Here is an 8,881-nt window from a genome sequence, read left to right as displayed (position 1 = left end):
GGGCCGAGTTCGCGCGGCCGCTGCCGGTCGAACGGCTGGCGGCCGCGGCCGGGATGAGCCCGTCATCCTTCCACCAGCATTTCCGCGCCGTCACCTCGCTGTCGCCGCTGCAGTTCCAGAAGCAGCTGCGGCTGATCGAGGCGCGCCGGCTGATGCTGGCCGAGGGCGCGTCGGCCGCCAGCGCCGCCTTCGCGGTCGGCTATGAGAGCGTGTCGCAGTTCACGCGGGAATACGGCCGGATGTTCGGCTTGCCGCCGGTCCGGGATGCGAAGGCGGCGAGGGACAGGGCCCGGGATGCCGACTCGCGGCCCGTCCCCTGACCGTCCCGCGGTCTCTCAGAGGTTGCCGGGGTTTCCCGGCTTCAGCTCCCCGACCGCGACCAGCGAGCCGTCATCGCCGAACAGCTGGATCTTGCTGCCGTCCAGCTGGATCTTGTCGCATTCCTTGGTCTCGCCGAGGTCGAAGCACATGTGGTCGTTCTCGATCGTCCACTGGCCGGCATAGGGGCCGTCGTCGCCCAGCCCGTGGATGGTGCCGTCGGCGGCGTAGAACTCGGTGTATTCGACGTCGCCGGCCGTCCCCTCCACCGTGTTGCCGACGATCTGGGCCTGGATCTGCGCGCCGGTCAGCGCATCGGCGGCCAGGGCGGCGGCGGGCACCAGCAGCGGCAGGAGGATCGCCAGGGGTCGAATCATGGGGCACTCCGCGAAGGACGGGGGATCATAGTCGCCTCGCCCCGGTGGGGGGGAGGGCCGATCCGCCGCCTCGCCTGCGTCATGGTTTCGACGTGATCGGGCGTATAGTCTGTGCCGAGTCCCGGCTTGGCCGGGGTGAGACGACGGGGGTCGCCATGGCTTTGAAGTTGCGTTTCGCCACCTTTGCCGCGGCGGCGGCGCTGTTGACCGCGACGCTGGCCCTGCCTCCCGCCGCCTCCGCCTATGAGGCGCCGGGCCTCGCCGCCAGCATGGCCACCTTCGCCAAGAAGCTGGAGCAGCAGGCCAGCGCCACCCCGCCGGACCAGCGGGCCGACCTGAAGTCGCTGCGGGCCCGCGCCGCCGACGCCGTCCAGGGCGAGCGCTGGGACGACGCGGTCAACGCCTACCAGCTGATCCTCGGCCAGCGCCCCACCGATGCCGGCGCCTGGTACGGCCTGGCCCAGGCGCTGCAGCAGACCGACTCCTCGTCGCAGAACGCGCTGAGCGCCGCCTATGCCGCCTATGAGAACGCCGCCACCGACAAGCTGCGCGGCGCCGCCCTGATCCTGCTGGCCCGGGGGCTGGAGCAGCAGGACAAGGGCCGCGAGGCGATCAAGATCGCGGCCGAGGGCGCGCAGCTGGCGCCGAGCGACGACAACACCGAATACGCCAGCAACCTGCGCGAGCAGTACGGCTTCCGCGTCACCTCGACCTATGTCCAGAACGACCGCGACGCGCCGCAGCTCTGCGCCGATTTCTCCGACCCGATCGTCGACGGCCGCACCGTCCGCTACTCCGACTATGTCCGGATCGAGCCGGCGGTGCCGGTCGAGGTGATCCCGTCGGACCGGCAGCTGTGCCTCGAGGGCGTGTCCTTCGGCCAGACCTACTCGGTGACGCTGCTGGCCGGCATCAAGTCGGTCGACGGCGACGTGCTGGCCGCCGATGACAGCTTCGACCTGACGGTCGACGACCGCCCGGCCAGCGTGGTGTTCCGCGGCAGCGCCTATGTCCTGCCGAAGGGCGGCGAGGGCACGGTGCCGGTGACCACGGTCAACGTCTCCGAGGTCAAGCTGCGGCTGCTGCGCATCAACGACCGCAACCTGGTCGACCAGGTGGCGCAGGGCCGCATCGGCCAGATGCTGGAAAGCTACGACGTCGACAGCCTGGCCCAGGATGCGGGCGAGGAGGTGTGGACCGGCACCATGCCGGTCGACAGCCAGACCAACAAGGCGGTGGTGACCGGCGTGCCGATGGACACGGTGCTGCCGCAGCCGAAGCCCGGCGTCTACCTGCTCTCGGCGGTCGACGCCAAGGTCGACGAGGACAGCTACCAGACCCCGGGCACGCAGTGGATCGTGGTCACCGATCTCGGCCTCGCCACCTTCTCCGGCCAGCAGGGGCTGACCGTGGCGGCGCGCTCGCTGTCCTCGGCCAAGGCCCAGGGCGGCGTCAAGCTGGCGCTGATCGCCCGCAACAATACGGTGCTGGGCGAGGCCGAGTCCGATGCCGGCGGCCTCGCCACCTTCCCGGCCGGGGTGATGGCCGGGCAGGGCGGCAACCGGCCGGCCGCGGTCTATGCCTACGGCTCCGGCGACTTCACCTTCCTGGAGCTGACCGGCCCGGCCTTCGACCTGTCCGACCGCGGCGTCAGCGGGCGGGCGGAGCCGGGGCCGCTCGACGCCTTCCTGTATCCGGAGCGCGGCGTCTACCGTCCGGGCGAGACGGTGCACCTGACCACGCTGCTGCGCAACGAGCGCGCGGCGGCGATCGACGGCGTGCCGCTGACGGTCAAGATCAGCCGGCCGGACGGGGTCGAGGCCCAGGTCCAGCAGGCGACCGACCAGGGCGGCGGCTCCTACAGCATCGACGTGCCGCTGGCGGACAGCGCCTATACCGGCACCTGGACCGCCGAGGCCTATGTCGACCCGAAGGGCCAGGCGATCGGCAGCACCCCGTTCCAGGTCGAGGATTTCGTGCCGGCGCGGATCCGGGTCGACCTGAAGACCGACGCCAAGGACCTGCGCGTCGCCAAGCCGGCGGCGGTCACCATCGACGCCCAGTTCCTGTACGGCGCGCCGGCGGCCGAGCTGGCGACCGAGGCCAGCTTGACCCTGCGCCAGGCGGCCAAGCCCTTCCCGGACTATGCCGACTACCAGTTCGGCCTGGTGCAGGACGCCTTCTCGCCGCGCACCCGGCCGATCACCACCCCGGCGACCGACGCGGCGGGGCAGAGCCGGGTCGACATCCTGCTCGACGCGCTGCCCGACACCACCGTGCCGCTCGAGGCCGAGCTGCGCACCGCGGTGTTCGATTCCAGCGGCCGCACCGCCAATGAGACTACGACCCTGCCGGTGCGGCAGGAGCATCCCTGGATCGGCCTGAAGCCGCTGTTCTCCGGCTCGCTGCAGGAAGGCGCCGATGCTCGGTTCGAGGTCATCGGCCTCGACGCCGGCGGCCGCCCGGCCGCGATCAAGGGCCTGCGCTGGGACCTGGTGGAGGAGATCCACGACTACCAGTGGTTCTCGACCGACGGGCACTGGGACTACAAGGTCGTCACCCGCGACCGCAAGGTGGCGGACGGCACGGTCGACGTCGCCCCGAACGCGCCGGCGGCGATCCGCCAGGCGGTGGGCTGGGGCAATTTTCGGCTCGACGTCTACGATCCGAAGGGCGGCGGCGCCACCTCGTCCCGCTTCTATGCCGGCTGGTGGGTGTCGGACGACCCGAACCCGACCCCGGACAAGCTGACCGTCGCGCTCGACAAGACCAGCTACAAGGCCGGCGATACCGCCCGGGTGCGGATCGAGCCGCCCTTCGCCGGCGACGTGCTGCTGTTCATCGCCAATGACCGGGTGCTGGAGACGCGCGACGTCGCCGTCCCGGCCGATGGCGCCACCGTCGAGATCCCGGTGTCGTCCGACTGGGGCTCCGGCGCCTATGTACTGGCCACCGCCTTCCGCCCCTCGGGCGAGGGCGGGGAGCGGCGGCACGGTCCTGGCCGCGCCGTCGGCGTCGCCTGGTTCGGCATCGACGTCACCGAGCGGGTGCTGGGCGTGTCGATCGACGCGCCGGCGGAGATCCGGCCGAACCAGCGGCTCGACCTTCCACTCACCATCACCGACGTGCCGCAGGGCCAGAAGGCCTGGGTCACGCTGGCGGCGGTGGATGAGGGCATCCTGCTGCTCACCGACTTCCAGTCGCCCGACCCGGCGGACCATTATTTCGGCCGCCGCGCCTTGGGCGTGGAGATGCGCGACGCCTATGGAAGGCTGATCATCAGCGACGGCCGCCGCGGCCAGGTCCGCACCGGCGGCGACGCCGCGGCCCAGCAGATGGCCGGGCTGCCGAAGCGCTCCACCCGCACCGTCGCGCTGTACAGCGGGATCCTGCCGGTCGGGGCCGACGGGCGCGTCACTGTGCCGCTCGACCTGCCGGATTTCGACGGCGAGCTGCGGCTGATGGCGGTGGCCTGGACGCCGGGCTCGCTCGGCTCCGCCTCCATCGCCATGAAAGTGCGCGACCCGGTGATCGCCGAGATCGGCGTGCCGCGCTTCCTGGCGCCGAAGGACCAGGCGCAGCTGACCTTCTCGCTGCGCAACCTCTCCGGCCCGGCCGGCGACTACGGAATCCGCGTCTCGGCCGAGGGCCCGCTCGCGGTCGCCGCCGACGCCGCCCAGTTCACCCAGAATGTAGCCCCGGGGGCGGAGGCGCGGCGGACGATCCCGCTGACCGCGACCGCCACCGGCGTCGGTAAGATCAGGATCAGCGTCACCGGCCCCGACGGTTTCCAGCGCGACCGCGACTGGGACCTGTCGGTGCGCCCGGCCCAGGCGCTGACCACCGACCGCGTCGCCACCCTGGTGCAGCCGAACCAGTCGGTGGTGCTGAACGCCGACCTGACGCGCGGCTTCCTGCCCGACACCGTGCAGGTCTTCGCCAGCTTCTCCACCCGGCCGACCTTCGACATACCGGGCCTGCTGAAGGCGCTGGACGACTACCCCTATGGCTGCGTCGAGCAGACCACCAGCCGCGCCTTGCCGCTGCTCTATGTCTCAAAGGTGGCGGAGAAGATCGACAGCGGCTTCAAGCCGGACGACGTGCACCGCAAGGTGCAGGGCGCGATCGACCGGATCATGACGGCGCAGCAGCCGGCCGGCGGCTTCGGCATGTGGTCGCCCTTCGGCGACGCCAACCCGTGGCTGTCGGCCTATGCGCTCGACTTCCTGACCCGGGCGCGGGCCGAGGGCGGCTACCGCATCCCGGAGCGGGCGTATCAGCGCGGCATCAAGTTCCTGTCGAACTACCTCGACTGGTACGAGGCGCGCTCGGAATGCACCCCGGCCAGCGCCTATGCGCTCTATGTCGTGGCCCGGGCCGGCGGCGGCGATGTCGGCACCATGCGCTACTACGTCGACAACTGCCTGCCGAAGTACCAGACACCGGTGTCGCAGGCGCAGATCGCCGCGGCCGCCGCCCAGTTCGGCGACACGGCGCGCACCGCCAAGGGCTTCGCCGCGGCGACCTCGACCGAGCGTCCGGACAACTTCTATGGCGATTACGGCTCGCCGCTGCGCGACCACGCCGCCACCGCGGCGCTGCTGCACGAGGCCAAGCAGTCGCAGGACGAGGTGCTGCAGCAGGTCGATGTCGCCGCCGACCTGTTTGCCAAGGACAAGTGGTGGAGCACCCAGGACATGACCTGGCTGCTGATCGCGGCCGACGCGGCGCTGGACGGCGCCACGCCGCTGTCGCTCGACGTCGCCGGCAAGGCGGTGGCGAATCCCGGCACCGTCTACCGCTACACCCCGGACGCCCCGACCCTGGCCGCCGGCATCCCGGTGAAGAACACCGGCAGCGGGCCGATGCGCCAGGTGCTGACGGTGCGCGGCGTGCCGGGGGCGCCGCTGCCGGCGGGCGGCGACGGGTTCGAGATCGTCCGCACCTATCTCGACCGCGACGGCCGGCCCTTCGACCCGGCCAAGACGGCGGTGAAGCAGGGCGATCTGGTCACCGTGCTGCTGCGGGGCCGCGCCACCGACGATCTGGACCACCAGGCCCTGATCGTCGACCTGCTGCCGGCGGGGCTGGAGATCGAGAACCCGTCGGTCGGCAAGGGCGCGCAGCTGGGTGACATCGCCGACACGCTGTCGGACACGCAGCATGTCGAGATGCGGGACGACCGCTACGTCGCGGCGATCGACCTGACCGGCGACACAAGGAACTTCACGGTGGCCTATCTGGCCCGCGCCGTGACCCCGGGCCGCTTCGCCCTGCCGGCCCCCTATGTCGAGGACATGTACCGGCCGCAATACAACGCCCGCGGTGGCTTCGGCGCCCTGACGGTCGAGGCGCGGAAGTAGCAGCGGTCGGATCAATCGGAGACCCCCGCCGCGTCCCGCACGCGGCGGGGGCTTTCGTTTCCGGAGCTGGAGCAGAACGAATTCAAGACGTTGCCTCTCCCGCAGGCGAGACCTTTCCGTAACACCCGCCTCTTCGCCGTCATTGCGAGGAGGCGAAGCCGACGAAGCAATCCATCGGCCCGCTCGAGCGGCTGCATGGATTGCTTCGCTACGCTCGCAATGACGACTTGGCAGCCCGAAAAGCTGCCGCCAAGCGGGAGAGGCCACGCCGCAGACGCTCGACATCAAGCTCTGGCGTGGCCAGAGCTCATTCACTCCGTCCCGGTCGTGCCGCCCAGCGCCGTCAGGATCCGGTATGCTGCGGTAACCCGGTCCGCGATCGGGTAGTTCCGGTTCGCCAGGATCACCACGCCGATGCGGCGCGACGGGACGAAGGCGACGTAGGCGCCGAAGCCGTTGGTCGAGCCGGTCTTGTTGAGCAGCACGTCGTCCTGCGGCGGCAGGGGCGGGTCCAGCCGGTCGACCGGGTTGGGCTTGGAGCTCATCTCCGGGGAATTGCCGGCCAGCAGCCGGTCCAGCGCGACCGGCCAGGCATACATCTCCCAGCCCAGCCCCTGGGTCATGTCGCCGACCCGGTCATAGCCGGCATGGGTGGCGGCGATGGCGCGGCGGGTGGAGTCGTCCAGCCCGGCGCCGTCGATATTGGCGTCGACGAAGCGGATCATGTCGGCCGCGGTCGACTTCACGCCATAGGCCTCGGCATCCAGCGGCCCCGGGTTCACCCGCACCGGCTTCCCGGTCTTGTTGTATCCCCAGGCATAGGCGGGCATCCGCTCCGGCGGCACCCGGATGAAGGTGTGGCTCAGGCCCAGCGCCGGGAAGATGCGCTGCTGCATCAGCTCGTCGAAGGGCCGGCCCAGGCTGAGGGCGGCGAGATGGCCGAACAGGCCGATGCTGGGGTTTGAGTAGAGACGCCGGGTGCCGGGCGCCCAGTCCGGCCGCCAGCCGCGATACCAGGCGATCATCCCGGCGTCGTCGGTGACCTCGTCCGGGAACTGCAGGGGCAGCCCGCCCGCGGTGTAGGTGGCGAGGTCGAGCAGGCTGATCCGGTCGAAGCGGCTGCCGGCCAGCTCCGGCATGTGCCGGCTGGCGGCGTCGGACAGCGCCAGGGCGCCCTGCAGCTGCGCCGTGGCACCGAGGGTCGCGGTGAAGGTCTTGCTGACCGAGCCGAGTTCGAACAGCGTGTCCTCGGTGACGGCCTGCCCGCTCTCCTTCGACGCCACGCCGTAGCTGAAGAAGTGGTGCCGGCCGCCGGCCGTGACCGCCACGGCGATGCCGGGGACGTCGTTCCGCGCCATCACCGGCCGGATCGCGTCGTCGACGATCCGGGCGATCGGGGCGTCCGCCGGGTCGGGCGCGGCGCCGAGCAGCAGCGCCGCGAGGCCGGCGAAAACGGGGGCGGCAAGCAGGGTGCGGGCCAGCGCCCGCCGGCGCGATACCGGGCTCATCCTGTCTCCATGGCTGGGGTCCGTCGGCAGGGCGGCGCCCCCGACCGGCGCGGCGCCGTGCGCGCCGCCTGCCCCCTGGATAGGCGCAAGCGATGGCCCCCGCCAGACGAGGAATACTTCCCCGAGCCATGAGGTAAACTTGGCCATAGGAAGACCCTGTCGGGGCCTCTCAGGGCCGGCGGGCGCGGATGTGCAGGAACAGCGGCAGGCGCTGCCAGCGGCGGCCGGCCTCAGACCTGATCGCATGGTCCGGAACGGCCGGCTCGCGCAGCGCCTCGATCAGGAGCCCGGCATCGGTCAGCGCCGCGGCATAGGCTTCCAGCGGCCGATGTTGGCCGTGGAAGGTCATCGCCAGCCCGTCGCGCCCGACCGTGTCGCTGTAGGGGAACGGGCGCAGATAGTCGCCGGCGATGACAAAGGGAGCGTCGGCCGCCTTGCATTCGAATCGCCCGGCCGAGTTGATCGGATGGACGATCGCCAGGCACAGCCTGCCGCCAGGCTCCAGCACCCGGGCGATCTCCCGCACCACCTCCGGCATCGGGTCGATGTCGTGCAGCGACATGAAGGCAACGGCGAGGTCGGCACAGGCATCCTCCAGCGGCAGAGCGGTGGCGTCGGCCAGCCGGACATCCATTGCCGGATCGGCCTCGCGGGCCGCGGCGACCAGGGTCGGCGAGGCGTCGATGCCGGTGATCCGGTGCCCCAGCCCTTTCAGGTGGCGGGTCAGGCGACCCTCACCGCAGCCGATATCCACGGTCAGGCGGCCGGGCGAGGGCAGCAGCTGCAGGAACTGGTCGCGGTGATGCAGCCAATAGCTGTCGTGGCCGGGCTGCCGGGCCCATCGGATCCACTGGCGGGCTTGGGCTTCCCAACGGTCGGCGAGGTCCATGGGCCGTCCTCCTGGAGTCTTCGGATGTGGGCCGCTGGCTGATTCAAGCGGCGTCCCGTCCCCCCTGGCAACGGCTCAGCCGGCCCGGTATGCGCCCTCGGCCAGCAGCGGTGCCGTGGCGCTGGCCTCCCGCTCCAGCGCCAACTCGACATCGCGTGGGAAGCCGCCCTCGGTGAGCTCGCGGCCGGACACCGACTCGCGGATCAGCCGTGGGATGTCGGCGCCGGCCGTGCGGCAGGCATCCCGCATCACCTGCGCCTCGGGCGAGCAGGGCAGGCCCAGCGCGTCGATGACGGCGCCGGCGCCGATCATGTCCTCGATCGCCGGCCGCAAGCCGCCGTCCGGCCAGCGCTCGCCGGCGGGGATGATGCCGGATATCGCTGTCCCCGGCCAGGCCGCGCGCCGCCGCGCCACCGCGGCGGCGTT

5 protein-coding genes and 1 pseudogene are annotated in these 8,881 nt (G+C 71.5%); 2 read left to right on the top strand and 4 right to left on the bottom strand.

Translation table 11 applies throughout. The features are described from left to right. Positions 1-320: helix-turn-helix transcriptional regulator (locus P409_RS18295; protein WP_034840889.1), on the top strand; the 320-nt coding region annotated here is incomplete at its 5' end. Between the two features lie 15 nt (positions 321-335). On the opposite strand, the gene P409_RS18290 is transcribed toward P409_RS18295, so the two are convergent. Further along, the gene (locus P409_RS18290; protein WP_034840886.1) at positions 336-695 is read right to left on the bottom strand and encodes a hypothetical protein; all 360 of its coding nucleotides are present in this window, start codon (positions 693-695) and stop codon (positions 336-338) included. A gap of 155 nt (positions 696-850) precedes the next feature. Here P409_RS18290 and P409_RS18285 point away from each other — a divergent pair, with 155 nt between their 5' ends. Continuing rightward, complete coding sequence (locus tag P409_RS18285) at positions 851-6,058, top strand: alpha-2-macroglobulin family protein (RefSeq protein WP_081991606.1); 5,208 nt, start codon at positions 851-853, stop codon at positions 6,056-6,058. Between the two features lie 311 nt (positions 6,059-6,369). Here the strand turns inward: P409_RS18285 and ampC are convergent, their stop codons facing one another. From ampC to P409_RS18270, 3 genes and pseudogenes are all read right to left on the bottom strand, one after another. Next, positions 6,370-7,566, bottom strand: a complete 1,197-nt coding sequence (ampC, locus tag P409_RS18280; RefSeq protein WP_081991605.1) for a class C beta-lactamase — start codon at positions 7,564-7,566, stop codon at positions 6,370-6,372. Between the two features lie 169 nt (positions 7,567-7,735). Continuing rightward, positions 7,736-8,455 carry a class I SAM-dependent methyltransferase gene (locus tag P409_RS18275; RefSeq protein WP_034840883.1) on the bottom strand — a complete coding sequence of 240 codons (720 nt, stop codon included), beginning with the start codon at positions 8,453-8,455 and terminating at the stop codon, positions 7,736-7,738. Positions 8,456-8,530: 75 nt separating this feature from the next. Continuing rightward, positions 8,531-8,881: pseudogene (locus tag P409_RS18270) on the bottom strand (2-phosphosulfolactate phosphatase); the annotation flags it as partial.

This window comes from Inquilinus limosus MP06 (assembly GCF_000767795.1).
Taxonomy (GTDB): domain Bacteria; phylum Pseudomonadota; class Alphaproteobacteria; order DSM-16000; family Inquilinaceae; genus Inquilinus; species Inquilinus limosus_E.
Note: the sequence above shows the minus strand (reverse complement) of the source record. Positions and strands in the feature narration are given on the sequence as shown.

Bases quoted from the DNA above. Each gene is read 5' to 3' on its own strand.
- P409_RS18285 (WP_081991606.1), top strand. From the start codon at position 851: ATGGCTTTGAAGTTGCGTTTCGCCACCTTTGCCGCGGCGGCGGCGCTG.
- P409_RS18290 (WP_034840886.1), bottom strand. From the start codon at position 695: ATGATTCGACCCCTGGCGATCCTCCTGCCGCTGCTGGTGCCCGCCGCC.
- ampC (WP_081991605.1), bottom strand. From the start codon at position 7,566: ATGAGCCCGGTATCGCGCCGGCGGGCGCTGGCCCGCACCCTGCTTGCC.
- P409_RS18275 (WP_034840883.1), bottom strand. From the start codon at position 8,455: ATGGACCTCGCCGACCGTTGGGAAGCCCAAGCCCGCCAGTGGATCCGA.